This window comes from Aureimonas ureilytica (assembly GCF_001475935.1).
Taxonomy (GTDB): Bacteria; Pseudomonadota; Alphaproteobacteria; order Rhizobiales; family Rhizobiaceae; genus Aureimonas; species Aureimonas ureilytica_A.
Window position 1 is genome coordinate 40,115 of record NZ_LDQA01000057.1, and the last position, 17,123, is coordinate 57,237.

The window sequence follows — 17,123 nt, forward strand, 5'->3', positions numbered from 1 at the left end:
TTGGTTTGGGCGATCCGCCCGACGTTTCGGGCCGGAAGGAAGGGGAAAGGGGTCAGGGCCGTTCGCCGCGGGTGATGCGCGCCTCGATCTCGTCGATCACGGGCAGAAGGTCGGCGACGCTGTCGATGACGACATGCGCGCCATGGGCTTGGAGGGCGGCGCGGGCGCGCTGGCGCAAGGCGGCGCGCTCGTCCTGCGACAGCGCGGCCAGCTCGGCGAGGGACAGGCCCGCCTCGTTGCCGCTGAGCGCGACGCCGACCGTCCAGCAGCCGGCATGGACACCTTCCTCGATGCCGACGCCGGTGTCGTCCACCTTGACGGTGCGCCACGCCGGCCAGACGCCGAGTTCGAGAAAGGTGCGATACATGTTCATCGGGCTCGGGCGGCCCTCGGGCAGGTCGCCGGCGCAGACGAGATTGTCCGGCGAAAAGCCTTGAGCGGCCGCCAGCGGCAGGAGCCGCTCCATGATCGAGCGCGTGTAACCGGTGGTGGAGCCGATGCGGCAGCCGCGCTCGCGCAGCGCCGCCACCGCCTCGGCCGCGCCGGGCACGAGCTCGGCATAGTCGGCAACGGCCGCCTCGTTCATTGGCACGAAGATCTCGTAGATCCGGTCCACGGCCGCGCCGTCCGCCGCCGTCCCCTGCGCCGCTTCCCAGGCCTTCGCGACGCGCGGCTCGGCGAGCATGGCAGCGATATGGTCCCATTTCGGCCGGCCCATCGGCCCGCGCGCTTCCGCCACGGAGACGGCGACGCCGAAGCTCGCGAAGGCTTCCACGAAGACGCCCATCGGGGCTCGCGAGCCGAAGTCGATCACGGTGCCGGCCCAGTCGAAGACGACGGCCTTGATCTCGCTCATCGCGCGATCTCCTTGTGTTGGAACAGGTCGGCTCCGAGGCCGAAAAGCTCGCCGACGACCTCCTCGCCGAGCGCGAAGGCGGTGGAAGCGCCCGTGCCGCCGGTGACGATGGCAAGGCGCACGTTGGGCTCGGGCGCCTCCACCAGAACGGTGCGGTCGGTGGCCGAGGCGTAGGTGCCGATCCAGCGCTCGGCGACATGGCGGTTCGGCAGATCGAGCACCGCGTCGAGTTCCGACAGGATCAGCGCGTCGAAGCGCTCGCTGGCGAAGGGCGCGGGGTGGTCGCCATAGACATGGCTGTCGCCGACCACGAGCGAGCCGTCGGCCGACTGAACGGCGATCAGATGAATGCCGGCCGCCCGCTGTTCGGCGGCGTCCCGGTCCAGTCGTCGGCCCAGCGACGCGGCCTCGGGGAGATCGGCAAAGCCCTCGTAGCGGGCAAAGGACAGATCCGACATCACGGCCGCGCCGAGCCGCACGGGATGCGCTGGGGCGACGCGCAGCATCTGGAGCGTGCAGATGCGGATGCCGGCGGAGCGGATGCGCTCGGGATAAAGCGTGGCAAGATCGTCGCCGGGGCAGACGACGACGCGCGCGGCGCGCACGAGACCCGCCGAGGTCGCGAGTCCCTCCGGCACGACCGCCTGAACGGCAGTGCGCCAATGGAAGGTGACGCCGTGCGCTTCCGCCAGCCAGTCGGCCAGTCGGGGCACCGCTTCGCGGGATTCGACGCGCAGCTCGTGCGGGCTGTGCAGCACGGCGCGCGCCTTATCGAGGCGGAGCGCGGGAACGAGAGTGGCGGCCTCGCTCACCCCGATCATCCGACACCCTTCGCCCATGTCGGTGCGCAGGAAGGCGTGGAGAACCTCGGCCGCTTCCTCGCGGTATGCCGGCATGACGAGCCCGTGATGCAGGACGGGAATGCCCGCGAGGGGGGCGATTTCGGCCCAGACGTCGCGGCTGCGGCGCGCCCGCGCCCAATGCGGGCCGGCCTTTTGCCCCGTCACGGTGACGAAGCCGAAATTGCGGATCGAGGCGCCGGTGGCCGCCGCGCCGCGATCGACGACCGCCACGCTGAGGCCTTGCCGCACGGCCGCCAGAGCCATTCCGAGGCCGACAATGCCGGCGCCCACGATGGCAAGATCATAAGAACGGGTCATAGCGATGTCGAAAAGAAGCCAAAGGGCAGCACCATCTGCCGGTGCCGCCCTTCTAATCCTCCGATATGACGCTTCTATGAATGCTAAGTAAGTATAGATTTTATATATATATGGCGATCTTGGTCGATACTCGGTTTCAGAATCGGGCGGGCGCCGATCCCTGCACTTTCTCCCCCGCTATGGCCAGAAAGGCCGCGACGGCGGAGTGGCCGACATATTCGGGAAGGGTCACGAGATAGTGGCCGATATCCGCGCCGGCCCCCTCCAGAATGGCGACATCGATATGCTCGTCGGCCTCGACCTCGCCTTCCACGGCGATGGCCAGCCCGATGCCGACGGCGGCAGCGGCATAGGCGACGTCCAGTGTCGCGACTTCCATGACCGGATCGAGCTGGACGCCTGCGTCGCGGGCGAGCGTATCGAGCAGCGCGCGCGTGCCCGACAGCTTGTTCCACAGGACCATCTTCTGCCTGTCGAGGTCCCGGAGGGAAAGAATTCCCGCTTGCAGAAGCGGATGCCCCTTGCGGCCATAGACGAGGATGCGGCAGCGGACCAGTTCGAAGCAGGCAAAGCGCGGATCGGGCGCGGGGCGGGAGATGGCGGCGACGTCCAGCTCTCCCTTCAGAACCGCCTCCATCAGTTCGGCCGAAGGCCCGCCTCTCGTCACCACGCGAATGTTGCCGTGGCGGCTGACAAAGGCGGAGAGCATCGGCATGATCAACCGATGGGCACTGAAGCCGATCGACAAACGCCGCTCCGCCGACCCGCCCGCCGCCGCCATGTCACGCTCGATCTCGTCGAGACAGGCCAGCGCGATGCGGATCTTGGCGATCAGCGGCTCGGCATCGGCCGCCACACGCACCGAATGCCCCTCACGGTTGAAGATGCGGAACGGCGCGGCCGCTTCGAACGCCTGAACCTGCGTCGAGACGGTCGGCTGGCTGACGCCGATCTCGCGCGCTGCCTTGGAGAATTGCCCAGTGCGGGCCAGGGCATCGACGGCCCGAAGCTGGGCAAGAGTGGGCGCCATGCAGATGTCTCCGAGTTCGGCAGGGGTCCTTCCTTAACATTGGTTCGCGCGCACGCGGAGGCGTTGCCCCCATCCGCCGTCAGGTCCGATCCGCTTGTGGGGCTGAGGCCGTCACGGACCATGGGCAAGGACCGTGATCGGCCTACCCCGTTTGACGGCTTGCTTCGCCTCCCGTCAGCCGCTTGTCATCTCCATCGCCTAGGAATCCATCGTCCCCAACCGATCGGCAAAGGCCCCGGCATGGATTCTGCTTGTCAGCCCGAACTGGTGATCTTCGATTGCGATGGCGTTTTGATCGACAGCGAAGCGATCCAGTGCCGGATCGATGCGCAGGAACTGACGAAACTTGGATTTCCGGCCAGTCCCCATGACTTCGCGCGAGCCTTCGTCGGCCGAACCACAAGAGACATGATCGAGCATGTCGAGCGGTCGCTCGGGCGGGCGCTGCCCGATCGTTTCGAAGCCGACCGGGATCACCTGCTGGAACAGGCCTACCGCACCGAGCTGCGGGCCATCGAGGGCGTCGTGGAGGTGTTGGAGGTCGTCGGTATCCCGACCTGCGTGGCATCGAACGCCGCGATGGGGCACCTACGATATGTCCTGGAGTCGACCCGTCTTTTGCCTCATTTCGAGGGACGATTGTTCGGTGTCGATCTGGTACCCCGTCCCAAGCCCGCGCCGGACCTCTTTCTCCTGGCCGCCAGAACCATGAATGTCGCGCCGGCCAGATGCCTCGTTATCGAAGACAGCGAAACCGGCGTTCGGGCCGCGGTCGCGGCAGGTATGCCGGTCTTCGGCTTTCACGGGGGAGGGCACTGCTACCCCGGCTATGAGGCGCGGCTGATGGATGCCGGGGCGATGCGGGTCTTTTCGGACATGAGAGAACTGCCGGCCCTTTTGCGGCTTTAGGGCACGCGACGTCACGCCGTTCCCCTCGTCGCGCCGAGGGATCCGGCCGCTATCGCGCCTCTGTCATATGGGCGCGCTACGATCTCTCGTTCACAACTTCGAGAGGGATCATGACGATCACCGCTGAACGAACCGCCGCAGACGTCGCAGTAAGACGCCCCGATCTCGATCGCGGTCTGGGAGCCGCCGGACGATGGGGCTTCGTGGTGGCGACAGGGGCCGCCATCGCCTATGTCGCCTATAGCATCTACGCCGACGCCAGCGCCGCCGGAGTCCAGCCGACCACCTATCTGCCCTTCATTCTCCTGTTCGTCTCGCTGCTGATCGCATTGGGCTTCGAGTTCGTGAACGGCTTCCACGACACGGCCAACGCGGTCGCAACCGTGATCTACACCCATTCGCTGCCCGCCCATGTCGCGGTCGTCTGGTCCGGGGTCTTCAACTTCCTGGGCGTGCTCGTGTCGAGCGGTGCGGTGGCCTATTCGATCATCTCGCTCCTGCCGGTCGAACTCATCCTGCGCGTCGGGTCGCAGGCCGGGTTCGCGATGGTCTTCGCGCTCCTGATCGCCGCCATCGTCTGGAATCTCGCCACCTGGTATTTCGGCCTGCCATCGTCCTCGTCGCACACTTTGGTGGGCTCGATCATCGGCGTCGGCGTCGCCAACGCGGTCTTGAGCGGTCACGGCGGCACCGCCGGGGTCGAGTGGGGCGAGGCGGCCAAGGTCGGCTATTCCCTGCTTCTTTCGCCGATTCTTGGTTTTGCCCTGGCCGCCATCCTGTTCAAGGTCATGCGCGTCCTCGTGCGCAACGAGGCGCTCTATCGCGAGCCGAGCGCGAACACGCCGCCTCCGGCCTGGATTCGCGGACTTCTGATCTTCACCTGCACGGGCGTGAGCTTCCTGCACGGCTCCAACGACGGGCAGAAGGGCATGGGTCTCATCATGCTCATCCTCATCGGAACGGTGCCGACCGCCTATGCCCTGAACCGGGCCGTGCCCGAAAGCTACATGCCTGAGTTCCACCAGCGCGCCGAGGCCGTCGTCTCCGCGCTGGCCCCGCGCGGCCCCTACCGCGTCGACGCCGCGGTGACGGCCGAGGCGGCCTTGCAGCGCTATATCTCGCAGAAGACCCTTCAGCCCGACACGCTGCCGGCGCTTGCCTCGCTCGCCACCGATATCGACAACGAGGTCTCGCGCTACGGCTCGCTTCAGGCCGTGCCGGCGGCCGTCACGAAGAACGTGCGCAACGCCATGTATCTCGCGTCGGAAGCGATCAAGCGTCTTCAGGCCGACGAGACGGTTTCCCTGACTCCCGACGAGACCTCGGCCCTGTCGGCCTTCAAGGCCTCGCTGGATGCCGGCACGCGCTTCATCCCGACCTGGGTCAAGGTCGCCGTGGCCTTTGCGCTCGGCCTCGGCACGATGGTTGGCTGGAAGCGCATCGTCGTGACGGTGGGCGAGAAGATCGGCAAGCAGCACCTCACCTATGGACAGGGCGCATCCGCCGAGCTGGTCGCCATGGCGACGATCGGGCTGGCGGACCGGTTCGGCCTGCCGGTTTCGACGACGCATGTGCTGTCGTCGGGCGTCGCAGGCACGATGGTCGCCAACGGCACCGGCCTGCAGATGAGCACGGTGCGCAATCTCGGCGCGGCCTGGCTCCTGACCCTGCCGATCTCGATGCTGCTGTCGGCGGGCCTCTACGCCCTGTTCCTGCAACTGGCCTGATCCCCGCGGGCCCGGCGGGTCGTCAAGGCCGATCGTGCCGCAGCACTGCCGGGCCAGCCCCTGATCGATATCGGCCTTTCACGCCATGCGGGCTTTCTGGCCCAAGAAAGCCGGAGCATTTCCCGCGAAAGCCGGGTCGGTTTTCGCGCCGGGACACTGCGAGAAACGAGCGCCGCGACTCAGAACCGGAAACAGAACACTCGGCCGATCCGAAGTGTTCTGTCCCCGGTCCCCAGACCCGTCTCAGGCAAACACGTGGTGATCCGTCAGATCCTTGATCGTCTCGTTCAGGATCGTCACCTTGTCGCCGCCGTCGAAGAGCAGCACGACCGAGCTGCCGGACTGGATCATGCTTGGCAACTGCGCGCCATGGCCATAGGCGGACCAATCGATCCGGTCTTCGGCGGCGTTGAAGTCGCTGATCGTGTCCTGACCGCCACCGGGGGCAAAGACGAAGAGATCGCGCCCTTCGCCGCCGGTCAGCCAGTCGTTGCCGCCTCCGCCCCGGATCGTGTCGTCGCCGGCCTTGCCGTCGATCACGTCGTTGCCCGCGCCCCCGGTCAGCACATTGCCGAGCCCGTTGCCGATCAGCGTCGCCGCTGTGGAGCCGGCCGTGGCGCGAATGGCCGAGCCGGTGAGGACGAGCTGTTCCACATTGGCGGGCAGCGTATAGTCGATCGAGGCATAGATCGTGTCGCGGCCTTCGCCGGCGTTTTCGATCACGCGGTCGCCGGGATTGTCGACATAATAGGTGTCGTCGCCCGTGCCGCCGATCATCGTGTCGGCCCCGGCCTTGCCGTCGAGAACGTCGTTGCCCGCCCCGCCCGACAGGATGTTGTCGAGGGCGTTGCCATAAAGCGTGTTGTTCAGGGCGTTGCCGGTGCCCCGGATGGCATTGCCTTCCAGAACCAGCATCTCGACATTGTCTGATAGCGTGTAGTCGATCGAGGCGCGCACGATGTCGTAGCCTTCGTTCGGAGCTTCCACCACCCTGTCTCCGGGATTGTCGACGTAATAGCTGTCATTGCCCGTACCGCCGATCATCGTGTCGGCCCCGGCCTTGCCGTCCAGAATATCGTTGCCCGCGCCGCCCGACAGGATATTGTCCATGGCGTTGCCCGTCAGCGCATTGTCCAGCTCGTTGCCGGTGCCCTGGATCGCCTTGCCTTCCAGCGTCAGGTACTCGACATTGTCGGGCAGGGTGTAGTCGACCGAGGAGCCGATGCCGTCGCGCCCTTCGCCGGCCTTCTCGATGACGACATCGCTCACATTGTCCACGGAATAGAAGTCGTTGCCGGTGCCCCCGATCATCGTGTCGGCGCCCGCCCCGCCGATGATCGTGTCGTTGCCGCCGCCGCCGATCAGCGTGTTGGCCTCCGCATTGCCGAACATCTGGTTGGCGAGATCATTGCCCGTGGCCTTCAGCGCGCCCGCCAGAAGCGTGATGTTCTCGACATGGTCGGGCAGCACGTAATCGACGCTGGCGCGCACCATGTCCTTGCCGCCATTGGCCTGCTCGACGATCGTGTCCTTCGAACTGGTGATCGTGTAGGTGTCGTCGCCCTGCGTGCCCACGAAGGCCTGAGCGACCGGCTCCTTGACGACCACGGCCTGCTCGGCGGCGGGGTGGGCGAGGGGGCTCGCGTCGAGACTGTAGGCCCTGATATAATCCACCTTCAGGTCCGCCGCCTTGAAGGTCGAGAGATCGGCCGTCTTATCGATCGCGAGATTCACCAGCATGTACATGGGGCCGTGCATGTCGGCCGGGGTCGCGATGGACTTCACCGCCGCGCCGTCGAGATACCAGGTGACGGTGGAGGCCGTCCACATCACGCCATAGGTGTGAAAGCCGGAGGTGAGGTCGGGCGTGAAGATCGTGCTCGACAGCGGCACGTCCTTGCCGGTGGAATAATCGTGGGTGGTGGCTCCCCAGGCGTCGGTGCCGTGGCTTTCCATCACGTCCAGCTCGGAGCCGTTCTTGCCGGTCGTGTAGAGCCAGAAGGCGGGCCAGACGCCCTGGCCGGCGGGCACTTCCATGCGCGCTTCGAAATAGCCGTAGGTCTGGGTGAAGCTGTTGCGCGTCGTCAGAAGGCCCGACGTATACTGATAGCCGTAGAGCGCGCCGAGCTGCGCATCGGGCGTCTTGTCGGCATGGATGCTGAGAATGCCGTCCTTGACGCTGAACGGGTTGGTCGTGACGGCCTGCCCATTCTTATCGAGCATCGCGGTGTCGACATAGAGCTGCTTCTCGCCATTGCCCGGCAGCGTGCGCGCCATCACGGCGTTTCGATCGCCGCCCCAGCCATAGTCGGTGCGCCAGGTGCCGCTGTCCTTGCCGTTCCACAGATTCAGCGAGTTGAAGTCGTCGTTGAAGGTCTGCTTGAACTGCGAGGTGTCGAGCTTGAGGTGGAAGTTGTCGGCGGTGAAATCCTTCACCTGCGTGTTCAGGATCTTGACCGCGTCCGTCTCGGTCAGTTTCAGGATCACGTCCGACCCGACCTGGGTCATCGCCGCCTTCACCTGCGCGAAGGACTTGAAGTCGTAGCCGCTCAGCCGGATCGTGTCCGGGATGATCGAAGGGCCGGACGTGCCACCGGGATGGAAGTCGGTGATGACATCGTAGCCCGACTTGGCGCTGAAATCGAAAATGTCGCCGCCGCCGCCGCCCGTCAGGACGTCGTTGCCCATGCCGCCATTGATGATCTGGAAGCGGGCATTGCCGACGATATAGTTGGCGAGCGCGTTGCCGAACACGCCATCGGCATAGCCGACCACGGCGTTCTCGACATGATCGGCCATGACATAGCTGCCGACGAGGTTGACCGTGTCGATGCCGCCCGTCGCGGTTTCCACGATCTTGGTTCTTTGATCGACCTGATAATATCGGTCGTCGCCGTCTCCGCCGATCAGCGTGTAACGACCCATGCCGACCGAGAAGGCGTCGTTCTCGGCCGTTCCCGTCGCAACTCCATTGATCAGCTTGGAGCTGTTGTAGGCATTGGCCGTCTTAACGTATCCGCCGCTGAGCTTGACGGGATTTCCGAAGAAGTCCTGAAGCGCCATGATGCATCCCCTTGATTTATCAGGATGCTACGCGGCGAGTTCCTAACTCCCGTAGAGGTTGATCTTTATGATTTTAATGAAGATCGCTTTCGCACGATCTGTCGCAGCTTTGTGATCGGTGAATGGTGAATCATGAGATGCTGCAACAAAGACAGTTCTTTTAGCTGGGCGTTGTTGTGCCGCCCGGCTCGACCGTGTTCAGCCGCCGGGCCGCAGCGCCCGCGCCAGCACATCCGATAGCGCCAGCGCGCCGCTTCGGCTGAGATGGTTGTCGTCGGCATAGAGCACCACGCCCCCACGCTGCATCGGGCAGCCCTGCGCCACCGAGCACAGGCTCGCGCCGACATCCACGAGCTGAAAGGACTGCGTGCGCGCCAGATCGGCGAAAGCCGCGCGCAGCGGGGCCTGGCGGGCTTCGTGCAGGGCCAGCGGCAGGCTGGCCTGCGCGGGATGGCCGTAGAGATCATGCAGCATCAGGGCGCGGGGCACATCGTATCGCTGCTCGGGAATGAAGGCGACGAGGCTCACCTGCATCGGCGCCAACCCGTCCATCAGGCGGGCGAGGCCGCGCCGGAACACCGCGCGGTTTTCCGCAAGGCTCGGCGCCGGCGAGGCTTCGTCCGTGATGAGCCAGTTTTCGCCCTTGCTCTGGCCGAAACGATTGCCGAGGAGCGCGCTGGTCCAGCGGGCGGTGAGAACCGCTTGTTTCAATTCGGAATGGCGCTTGGCAAAAGCCAGCGCCGCGTCCACGAACGGACGGCAGTCCGGGTCGGGCTGATCGACACCGGCCAGCGCGAAGCAGCCGCTATGAACCAGCGCATAGCCCTTGCGCCCCATCCGGCGCGCCGCTTCGCTCATGCCGGGGAGACTGGCGTCGGCGAAACTGTCGCCCATGAAGAGGAAGTCCGCCTCGGCGGCATTGGGATCGCCGATCACGCAGGCCTCGCCGGCCTGAAGGCGGTCGGGCGCGAGGCGGTCGCATGCGGCGCGGCGCGGATTGGTGTCGAGCGCGGCGGCGGCATCGGCGCGGGCGCGTTCCGGCAAGCGTCCGGGAAAGCCCGCCGTGACCTGCCCGAGGCCCGCGAACAGAACCACCAGCGCGCCGAGCGCGGCCGTGCCGAGAAACAGACGCCCGCGCGTTTCGGGCCGCTCATGGCGTAAGGGCCGTTCCACGAAGCGCCAGGAGAGAACTGCGCAGGCGAACATGGCGACGAGCGCCAAACCTGTCTCGATACCCTCCGGCTCGCGCATCAGGACATATCGCAGCGCGACGATGATCGGCCAGTGCCAGAGATAGAGCGAATAGGAGATGAGCCCGACGAAGACCAGCGGACGGAGCGACAGAAGGGCGCTGACCCGATGGCGCTCGCCCCGTCCGCCATAGAGGATCAGGGCCGCGCCGATCACCGGCGGCAAGGCGCTTTCGCCGGGAAACAGCATCCCCTCGTGATACAAGGCGAGCGAGCCTGCCAGCAGCGCAAGACCGAGAAGGCTCGAGGCTTCGGCGCGCGCGCGCGAAGGCGGCGCGCGCGGGGCCAGCGCCACCAAGGCCCCCGCCAGGATTTCCCAGAAGCGCGTGAAGGGCAGGTAGAAGGCGAGCGTCGCATCGACCCGCACCAGCCAGATCGACAGCGCCAGGGACAGGACGAAGCCGATCAGCACGACCGCGCGGCGGCGAGAGGCCCCAGCGCCCCCGATCGCCATCGCGACCAGCGGAAACAGGAGATAATACTGCTCTTCCACCGCCAGCGACCATGTGTGCAGAAGAGGCGCGAGTTCGCTGGACGGGTCGAAATAGCCGGTCTTGGTGAGGAAGTAGATGTTGGAGAGGAAGGCCACGGTCGCGGCCATGCTCTGGCCCAGCGATTTGAAATCCACCGGCGTCAGCACGAAGGCGAAGCCGATCACTGTGGCCAGCATCACCACTGTGAGCGCGGGAACGATGCGCCGGATGCGCCGCTCGTAGAAGCGCGCGATCGAGAACGTGCCCGCGTCCACTTCCGAGAAGATGATGCGCGAGATCAGAAAACCGGAGATGACGAAGAAAATGTCGACCCCGACGAAGCCGCCGGGCAGAAGGCCGAGATGGAAGAAGACGACGGCCAGAACCGCGATCGCGCGCAGTCCGTCGATATCGGCGCGGTAGCTCGGACGAGCGTTCACCTGCGCCTGCGAAGCGCCTGCGCGCCGCGCGATCTGATCAAGCATGGCGAACCGAATGTCGATCGAGGGCGCTGAAACAGGTCTGCATGGCTGTGTCGTCGCCTTTAAAGCAGTGAAACACATGCCGTATAAGGCTTCGACGCCCCCAAACCAAGTGCTTCATACTTTATAGGAATGGACGGTCGGCTGGCAATTCGGAAGCGGCTGCGCGGCTGCGGTGTCGCGCAATCCAAGCAACGGGCCGATTTCTAGACCGACAGAATTCTCACCCCATCGGCCGCGATGCGCGCCACGCTGAGTTTGCCGCCCCGGCAGGCATTGGTGTCGAGGCCGATGCGATAGCGCGAGACGAAAGGCTTCTTGCTCGGCGTGTGCCCGTGGATGATGGTGCGCTCGAAGGGCGCCCCCTTGTGCTCCAGAAAGGGCGCGCGCACCCAGAGGAGATCCTCGTCGCTCTGCTCCTCCAGCGAAACGCCGGGGCGCACGCCGGCATGGCAGAAGAAGTAGCGCGGCGTGGTCAGCGCGGCCGGCAAGCGCTTCAGGAAAGCCAGATGCGTGGGCGGCATCTCGCGCGCGAAGCGGCGGATGATGTCCGACACTGCCCGGCGCCGGTCGCCGGCCAGATGCTGGAGGTCGTAGCCGTAGGAAAACAGCGTTTCCGCGCCGCCGAATTCCAGCCACCATTCGGGATCGACCGTGCCTTCCACGAGGCGCAGGAGCATGTCGTCGTGATTGCCGCGCAGGCACAGCCGCCGGAAGCCGTCGGGCGCGGGCGCGATCAGGTGATCCAGCACGCCCGCGCTGTTCGGACCCCGGTCCACATAATCGCCCAGCATCACGATCAGCTTGAGGCCGGGCGTCAGGCGACCGTCCGCGACGATGCGCTGTTCCAGAAGGCGCAGATGGTCGATGCAGCCATGCACGTCGCCGATCGCGTAGATCAGCGTCGGCTCGCCCGGCAGTGTCAGGCGGGGAAAGGGGGCTTCGTTCGGAGCCAGCCGCGAGGGCTTGCCGCGTGCGCCGGACAAGGGGCCCAGCGCCTTTTCGATCCAACCCGTCATTCCCTGTTTCATGCCGCTCGCCAAAGGCCTGTTCCCTCCGTTCGAGGGTGTTATAGGCAAGAGCGGGGGAGCGTGCGACGAATTTGGGGCGCGATCCTCGACGAAGGACGCGACACATGATCCCTCCTGCCTTCAAGTGCCTGTTTCGAAAGCGCGTCGGCTCGGCTCGGCGGTTCTTGTCCGGCTCCCGAGGGCGAGCCACTTGTCTCGCCCGTCCGCATGGACTTTGGTCCATGTCAGCCGATGCCGCCGGCATCGACGGCGCTTCGCTCCCCGCGTGCGAACGAAAATCTCTCGATCATGCTCCGCGCGGAGGTTTCGTCTCCGGTTTCCAGCCCGCCCGGCGGGCCCTGTCTGCCGACCGGAGCCATTGGTGATCGGCGCGCTGGGGCAGGGGAGCCGCCCGGTTGTCGCCGCCCGTCTCGCGCTGATGGGCGTGCTGGTCTTCGCCTTCGTCTGGAAGGCGGCGACGCCGCCGATTCCCGCGCTTCTGACCGCTCTCGGCTTCGGCCTGATCGGGATCGCCGCCGCCTTTCGCCGCCCGGCCGACCGGCGCGTCGCCCGCTGGTTCGACACGGCGATGGGGCTGGCCGGCGCGCTGGCGCTACTGGCGCTCGCGCAGGCGCTGCGGCTTGGCCATCATCCGCTCGCCAACCCCGCATGGGAGGAGGCTGCCGCGCTGCTCGGACCCTTGCCCGGCGCGATCTCCGTCGCCCCCTTCGACACGCTTCAGGCGCTACCCGCCGTGATCGCGCCGTTTCTGGCCTTTGCCGGCACGCTCGCCTTTTTCGACGAAGATCGCTCGGCCACGGCCTTGATCCGATGCCTCGCGCTGCTCGGCGGTGCTTTCGCGCTGTTCGGGCTGGTACAGGTGACGCTCCTGCCGGGCAGCCTGTTTCTGTTCGAAAAAGCCTATTACATCGACAGTCTCACCGGTTTCTGGGTCAACCGGAACGTGGCCGGTGCGCTTTTGGGCGTCGCAAGCTTCGCCGCTCTGGTCTGGCTTCTGGACGTGGTGAAGGGGATCGACCGGCCGCGCCGGGTCGCGCTTCTCTTGCGTGAGGACGATACGGGGCTTTCCTCGGCGCAGCTTCTGCCCGCCGCGCTTCTGGCGCTCTGTCTTCTGGCGCTGTTCCTTACCAAGTCTCGCGGCGCGCTGGTGGCAACCGGGGCGGCCTATGGCGTGGTGCTGCCGCTTCTGATGCAGGATGCGGCGGGGCGTCTTTGGCGAGGCCGAGGGGCAGGCATGGGCCGCCGCACCGTCTGGCTTCGGATCGCCGCCGTCGTGGCGGGGCTTCTCAGCGTCGGCCTCGTCGTTCTTCTGTTCGGCGGGTTGGCCAGCGCGCGCCTGATGCAGGAGGGCGTGGACGAGGGCCGCCTGTGTTTCTATCGCGCCGCTTGGGCCGCTTTCCGCGCGCAGCCTTGGCTCGGCTGGGGCCTCGGCACGTTCGACAGCGTGTTTCCGCTGTTTCGCGAGCCTGATTGCGGCGCGCTGTCCATATCGGTTTCCCGCGCCCACAATGCGTATCTGCAAGGGCTGGTGGAACTCGGCCTGCCCTTCGCGCTCTTCGTGGTGGCGCTGGTCGGCTCGCTTCTGGTCCTGATCCGCTCGGGCGCGCGCAATCGCATCCGCCGCCGCCATGTGCCGATCGCCGGGCTCGGCGTCGTGATTCTGCTGGCCTGCCACGGGCTGGTGGATTTCTCACCGCAGATTCCGGGAATGGCGATCTATACTGCCATCTTTCTGGGCGCGGTCGCGACCATCGGCCTGCGCCGTCGCAGGGCAGCGCCCCAGCGCCCCCGGCCCGTCGATCAGGATGGAGCCTGGGCGGACGCCTGAAGAAAGCGCACGGGCCGCAGCGGCGGTGGTGTCAGCTCATGGCGCTCGGTGAAGCCGCAATCCTCGACCGGACGCGGCGGCGCGGCGTCGGCGGCCTGCAGAAGCTCGGCGATCGCGGCCGGGCGCTCGGGCGCGGCGGTCGGCTTCCCGCCATTCCGGTTGATCCAGGCGTCGCGCCGATCCTGCGGCACGGCGCGCAACACGTCCTGAAGTGCCCCTCGCGTCTGCGGCCGATCCAGCGCCGCCAGAAGCGTCAGCGCGTCATCGGGCGCGCTCCCGGCCAGAAACCGGCAGAGGTCGATCCGCAGCGCCGGCTCGCCCAGCCGAGCCGGCAGGTCGGGGGTCTGCGACAGCGACACCCAGCGCACCGCCATGGCCGCGCCCTCGAAGGGCGACTGGCGGGCGGAGAGGGCCATCATCGCGCCGTAGCGTGTGGGTTCGAAGGCGGCGAGGCGGTCGAGCGCGGCAAGTCGCGCCCAGACGCCTCCGTCCAGCGGAGCGCAGCGCAGGAGGGCGGTGGCCGCGCCTTGCGCTGCCGCGAAACGATCGAGCCGCTCGGCCAGCGGCGTTCCATCCGCGACGTCGCGATCCAAAAGAAATAGCGCGGCGCTCAGCCGCGCCCGAAGCGGGCGCGTGGCGCAATCCGGCCCGGCCGTCCCGGCCGCCTCCAGCATGGCGCGCGAGGCCGGCGCGATCCGGGGCAGGGCCTTGGCCACCTCCAGCGCCTCGGCCGTGCGCGTCAGCGGCAGAGCGGCGATCTCGGCGCGCAGGAACGCCAGCGAAAGCCCCGCCGCGAAGGCTCCCAGAGCCAGCGCGGGAAAGCTGATACGGCGGCGGGGCCGCGCGGCTGCGGGGCGGGGCGTCGCGCGGCGCATCGTGAGGCGCTCAGTTCTGATAATAGGCTTCGTAGCGCGAGGCGTAGAATTCCGACGATCCGTAGGCGCGATAGAGCTTCATCTTGGACGAATCGGACTTGGTGAGGATGATGCCGAGGCACTTGGCGCGCACGCTCGGATTGTCGCGCAGGATGCTGCGCACGACATGGCGCGCCGTGCGGCCCCATTCCACCACGAAGACAAAGGCATCGACCCGGTGCGCGAAGGCCTTGGCGTCCACGATGGCGCCGAGCGGGGGCAGATCCACCAGCACATAGTGGAAGTGCGGGCGCACGGCGTTCATCAGCGCGCCCATGCTGGCCGAGCTCAGCAACTCGCTCGAATGCGACACGCGCTGGCGCATCACGGCCGGCAGCACCGCGAGTTGACCCGAAGCGTCCCACAGGAGGTGCGGCTTGGCATCGCCATTTCCATCCAGAAGGGCCTCGATCAGCCCGGTTTGCGGGCGCACGGCGAGGCTGCGCGTCAGGCCGGGATTGCGCAGGTCCGCGTCGATCAAGAGCGTGCGCCGCTCGGGCGTGCTGAGCAGCATGGCGAGGTTGGAGGCCGTGGTCGACTTGCCCTCGGAGGGCAGGCAGGAGACCACGCCGATCACCTTGGTGGTCTCATTGGCGAGGCTGACATCGGCCGCGATGCGCGTGTTGCGCAGCGTTTCGGCGAACGACGACATCGGATGGTCGCGCCCATAGGCGGCGATGGCGCCGGGCGCCCAAAGGCCGGTGCCCGCCATGAGCGGCGCGGCGGCCGTCGCCTTGCCGACGTCGCCTTCGCCCGGCCGCACGAGCGGGAGATAGCCCAGGAACTCGAGCCCGGTTTCGCGCCCGATCTGGTCGGCCACGCGGAAGAAGCGGTCGCGGAACTCGCGCCAGGCACCCGCGCCGGCTCCGGCGCCGACACCCAGCATCATGAAGAGGGCGAGCATCAGCGGCTTCTTGGGCGCGCTGGGGGCGGTGGGCGCTTCGGCGCGCGTGATGATGCGCGCCTGCGTCACCGGGAAGGATTGCTGCTGGATGGTTTCCTGATAGCGCTTCAGGAAGCTCTCGTAGAGCGTCTTGAAGGCCTCGGCCTGCCGCTCCAGCTCGCGCAGTCGAACCTGCGTGGTGTTGGCGTCGGCGCTGACCGCCAGTGACTGCGTGAGATTGGCTTCCAGCGACTGCTCGCGGCTGAGCGCCACCTTGTAGGCGTTCTGGTAGCTGTCGGCGATGCGGCCGAGCTCGGCGAAGATCAGCCGTTCGTATTCGGCCATCTGGTCGCGCAGGCGCACGGCTTGAATATGGGTGGAGCCGAGCTTGGCCGAGATTTCGGCTTCGCGGCGTGAGGCGGAGAGATATTGCTCGCGCAGATTGTTGATCGTGGAGCTGACCAGCGCGTCGTTCACCACGGCGTCGGTCCGGCCGCTGTCGATCAGCTGCCGGATCTGATCGTAGCGCGCCTTGGCCTGCGCCGTTTCGGCCTTGGCCGTGACGAGCTGGGCGCTGACGCCCGTCAACTGCTGCTCGCTGACGAGCTGGCCGTTGGTGGCGATCAGATTGTTTTCGGTGCGGAACTTCTCGACGGCGAGATCGGCGTCGAAGGATTGTTTCTGCAACTCGGCGATGCGGTCCTGCAGCCAGCTTCCGGCGCGCTTGGTGGCGTCGTATTTGGCCTCCAGCTGGTCGTCCAGATAGGCTTCGGCATAGCCCTGCGCGATCTGCTGGGCCAGAACCGGCGTGCCGGCCTTATAGGAAATGCTGAGCACATAGGTGCGCCCGACGCGCTCCACCGCGACATTGCGCGCCAGAATGGCGGCGGCGGCCGCGATGCGATCGGTCTCGTTCGTGTCGTCGATCTCGGGCGACCAGAACAGGCTGGGGACGAAGGCTATGAGGCTCTTCACGCCGCCCACCAAGCGCCCCACCAGGGACGGTGAGGCACTCATGAAGGCCTCGTTCTGATCGAGCTTGAGACGACGCGCGACGGCTTCGGCCAGATTGGTGGACTTGAGCACCTCCACCTGGCTCAGCATCTGCACCTCGTCCTGCAAAAGGGCGGTCGGCTCGCTGTATTCGCTCATGACCTGGGGCGCGCCCTTGTCGATGAAGATGTCGGCCGAGGCGGTGTAAACGGGAACCGCCGTCAGGACATAGAGCATCCCCAGAACGAGGCCGCCCAGCGCGCCCGCCAGAACCAGCCGGTACTGGCGGCGGGCGATCGCCAGAATACGCTCGAAATCGATCAACCCGTTGGCCTGATGGGGCTCCCCCGCTTCGGGAACGCGAGAATCGACGGCGCGGGGCTCGGGAAAATGCAGCACGTGGCAATCCTGTTCGAAGCGGCCAGATCGACCCTAGCCGTTTTGGGCGCATTCGCACATGCGATAGAGTTTAAAATATGGAGGATTTGAACGATCCATTGATGATCGCTCAAATCCGAAGGGGG

General features: G+C 66.5%; 12 protein-coding genes. 3 read left to right on the plus strand and 9 right to left on the minus strand.

Annotated features, from left to right (window positions below; genetic code table 11):
- Positions 1-52 precede the first annotated feature (52 nt).
- The 4 genes from phnX to NS365_RS25070 form a co-directional block, all read right to left on the minus strand.
- A complete protein-coding gene (phnX, locus tag NS365_RS19300; protein ID WP_058601933.1) occupies positions 53-856 on the minus strand; it encodes a phosphonoacetaldehyde hydrolase in 804 nt (267 codons plus the stop codon).
- Entirely contained in the window at positions 853-2,016 is a 1,164-nt protein-coding gene (locus NS365_RS19305) for a TIGR03364 family FAD-dependent oxidoreductase (protein WP_058601934.1), read from the minus strand. Before NS365_RS19305 ends, phnX begins: the two co-directional genes overlap by 4 nt.
- Before the next feature lie 136 nt (positions 2,017-2,152).
- The gene (locus NS365_RS19310) at positions 2,153-3,046 is read right to left on the minus strand and encodes a LysR family transcriptional regulator (RefSeq protein WP_058601935.1); all 894 of its coding nucleotides are present in this window, start codon (positions 3,044-3,046) and stop codon (positions 2,153-2,155) included.
- Between the two features lie 198 nt (positions 3,047-3,244).
- Entirely contained in the window at positions 3,245-3,466 is a 222-nt protein-coding gene (locus tag NS365_RS25070) for a hypothetical protein (RefSeq protein ID WP_244498505.1), read from the minus strand.
- On the opposite strand from NS365_RS25070, the gene NS365_RS19315 reads away from it, so the two are divergent.
- Together NS365_RS19315 and NS365_RS19320 are read left to right on the plus strand one after the other, a co-directional pair.
- On the plus strand, positions 3,368-3,955 hold the full coding sequence (locus NS365_RS19315) for an HAD family hydrolase (protein ID WP_244498504.1): 588 nt from the start codon (positions 3,368-3,370) through the stop codon (positions 3,953-3,955). The two genes, NS365_RS25070 and NS365_RS19315, sit on opposite strands and share 99 nt — an antisense overlap.
- Positions 3,956-4,062: 107 nt before the next feature.
- Complete coding sequence (locus NS365_RS19320) at positions 4,063-5,682, plus strand: inorganic phosphate transporter (RefSeq protein ID WP_430515433.1); 1,620 nt, start codon at positions 4,063-4,065, stop codon at positions 5,680-5,682.
- Between the two features lie 243 nt (positions 5,683-5,925).
- Here the strand turns inward: NS365_RS19320 and NS365_RS19325 are convergent, their stop codons facing one another.
- The 3 genes from NS365_RS19325 to NS365_RS19335 all read right to left on the minus strand — a co-directional run bounded on the left by NS365_RS19325 (position 5,926) and on the right by NS365_RS19335 (position 11,969).
- Positions 5,926-8,745, minus strand: coding sequence for a family 16 glycosylhydrolase (locus tag NS365_RS19325; protein ID WP_058601938.1), 2,820 nt, complete (start codon positions 8,743-8,745; stop codon positions 5,926-5,928).
- Between the two features lie 198 nt (positions 8,746-8,943).
- Positions 8,944-10,953 carry an acyltransferase family protein gene (locus NS365_RS19330; RefSeq protein WP_058601939.1) on the minus strand — a complete coding sequence of 670 codons (2,010 nt, stop codon included), beginning with the start codon at positions 10,951-10,953 and terminating at the stop codon, positions 8,944-8,946.
- 203 nt (positions 10,954-11,156) lie between these two features.
- On the minus strand, positions 11,157-11,969 hold the full coding sequence (locus NS365_RS19335) for a metallophosphoesterase family protein (RefSeq protein WP_058601940.1): 813 nt from the start codon (positions 11,967-11,969) through the stop codon (positions 11,157-11,159).
- A gap of 373 nt (positions 11,970-12,342) precedes the next feature.
- On the opposite strand from NS365_RS19335, the gene NS365_RS19340 reads away from it, so the two are divergent.
- The gene (locus NS365_RS19340) at positions 12,343-13,809 is read left to right on the plus strand and encodes an O-antigen ligase family protein (RefSeq protein ID WP_058601941.1); all 1,467 of its coding nucleotides are present in this window, start codon (positions 12,343-12,345) and stop codon (positions 13,807-13,809) included.
- Here the strand turns inward: NS365_RS19340 and NS365_RS19345 are convergent.
- Positions 13,782-14,684: a hypothetical protein gene (locus NS365_RS19345; protein WP_058601942.1), complete on the minus strand. Its 903-nt coding sequence runs from the start codon at positions 14,682-14,684 to the stop codon at positions 13,782-13,784. The genes NS365_RS19340 and NS365_RS19345 overlap by 28 nt on opposite strands.
- Positions 14,685-14,694: 10 nt before the next feature.
- A complete protein-coding gene (locus NS365_RS19350) occupies positions 14,695-16,998 on the minus strand; it encodes a polysaccharide biosynthesis tyrosine autokinase (RefSeq protein ID WP_082684723.1) in 2,304 nt (767 codons plus the stop codon).
- Positions 16,999-17,123: the final 125 nt, after the last annotated feature.